Annotated in this window: 2 protein-coding genes; both read left to right on the plus strand. The window is 44.6% G+C overall.

Annotated features, from left to right (window positions below):
- Positions 1-280 precede the first annotated feature (280 nt).
- Entirely contained in the window at positions 281-1267 is a 987-nt protein-coding gene (locus PX484_RS03685; RefSeq protein ID WP_287665011.1) for an RNA polymerase sigma factor, RpoD/SigA family, read from the plus strand.
- Between the two features lie 100 nt (positions 1268-1367).
- Positions 1368-1603: DUF29 domain-containing protein (locus PX484_RS03690; RefSeq protein WP_288102896.1), on the plus strand; the 236-nt coding region annotated here is incomplete at its 3' end.

Raw genomic sequence — 1603 nt, forward strand, 5'->3', positions numbered from 1 at the left:
CCGAGGATTCAGGAAAAAGCGACCCAAAAACAAGCGATTGTAGTTGATAGTCCTACACTATAATACTTTTGTTCTGGATGTTGAGAAAAAAGCATAAACTTAACATCATACCAAAGAATGAATTAACTTTGAACCTTTAGGGGATTGCCCGCGTCTAAAAGCGCAGGATACAATCAAAGAAATTCCGATCAAACTCATACCGACTTCAGATAAGCCAGACTCACCCGCGAGTCGGAATAGTAACAGACTTTTTCTGTGTCAAGGAGTCACCACCAAACCAATGCCCACCGCAAAAACCAACCAAACTCAATCACAGCCCACCCTCAATGCCGATATGGTGCGTACCTATCTGCACGAAATTGGGCGAGTTCCCCTCCTAACTCACGAACAAGAAATTATTTACGGCAAACAAGTCCAACGGATGATGAGCCTGTTAGAAGCGAAAGAAGCACTATCGAAGCAATTAGGACGGGAACCAGATCGCTTGGAGTGGGCGGATTCGGTGAATTTAAGCGAAAATGAACTGGATCGCGCCTTGAAAACCGGCGATCGAGCTAAACGGAAAATGATTGAAGCTAACCTCCGCTTGGTGGTTGCGATCGCCAAAAAATATCAAAAGCGGAACATGGAATTCCTAGATCTAATTCAAGAGGGTAGTCTGGGATTAGAAAGAGGTGTAGAGAAATTTGATCCCACCAAAGGTTATAAATTTTCTACCTATGCCTACTGGTGGATTCGGCAAGCGATTACTCGTGCGATCGCTCAACAGGCCCGCACCATTCGTTTACCCATCCATATCACCGAAAAACTGAATAAAATCAAAAGAACCCAGCGCGAACTCGCCCAAAAACTGGGGAGAAGTGCCACTCCTGCCGAGATTGGCCTGGAATTAGAGCTAGAACCCGCTCAAATCCGCGAATATCTCAGTATGGCCCGTCAACCCATCTCCCTTGATGTGCGCGTCGGCGATAACCAAGATACGGAATTGTCGGAATTATTAGAAGATAGCGGAGTTTCTCCCGATACCTTCATCACCCAAGAGTTATTACGGCAAGACTTAGCCAATCTCCTGGCCGAATTAACTCCCCAACAACGGGAAGTGATTACTCTCCGTTTCGGTTTAACCGATGGTAAAGAGTTATCCTTAGCCAAAATTGGTCAGAGAATGAACATCAGTCGGGAACGAGTGCGACAATTAGAACACCAGGCCTTGGCTCATTTACGCCGTCGCCGGGCTAATGTCAAGGAATATATTGTCGCTAGTTAGTAAAATTAGCAAATAACCCAGAAGGAGAGCGCAAGCTCTCTTTTTTTTCGGTTTAATTAATATAGAATCCCGATTAGTTTTCACCTGTGGCAGTTCCGTCATGACTAGATCGACAGAAACAGCGACCCTAACATTATACGAAGAAGATTTTTATCTCTGGCTAAAAACCACGGCAGAACAATTAAAAAAAGGCCGGTTTGCCGAGGTGGATTTAGACAACTTAATTGAGGAGATTGAATCGATGGGGAGAAGTGAAAGACACGCGCTCAAAAGTCTTTTAACTCGTCTCCTAGAACATTTACTCAAATTAACTTACTGGCAATCGGAAAGAGACCG

Source organism: Microcystis sp. M49636_WE2 (assembly GCF_030065375.1).
GTDB classification, from domain to species: Bacteria; Cyanobacteriota; Cyanobacteriia; order Cyanobacteriales; family Microcystaceae; genus Microcystis; species Microcystis aeruginosa_C.

Bases quoted from the DNA above. Each gene is read 5' to 3' on its own strand.
- PX484_RS03685 (WP_287665011.1), top strand. From the start codon at position 281: ATGCCCACCGCAAAAACCAACCAAACTCAATCACAGCCCACCCTCAAT.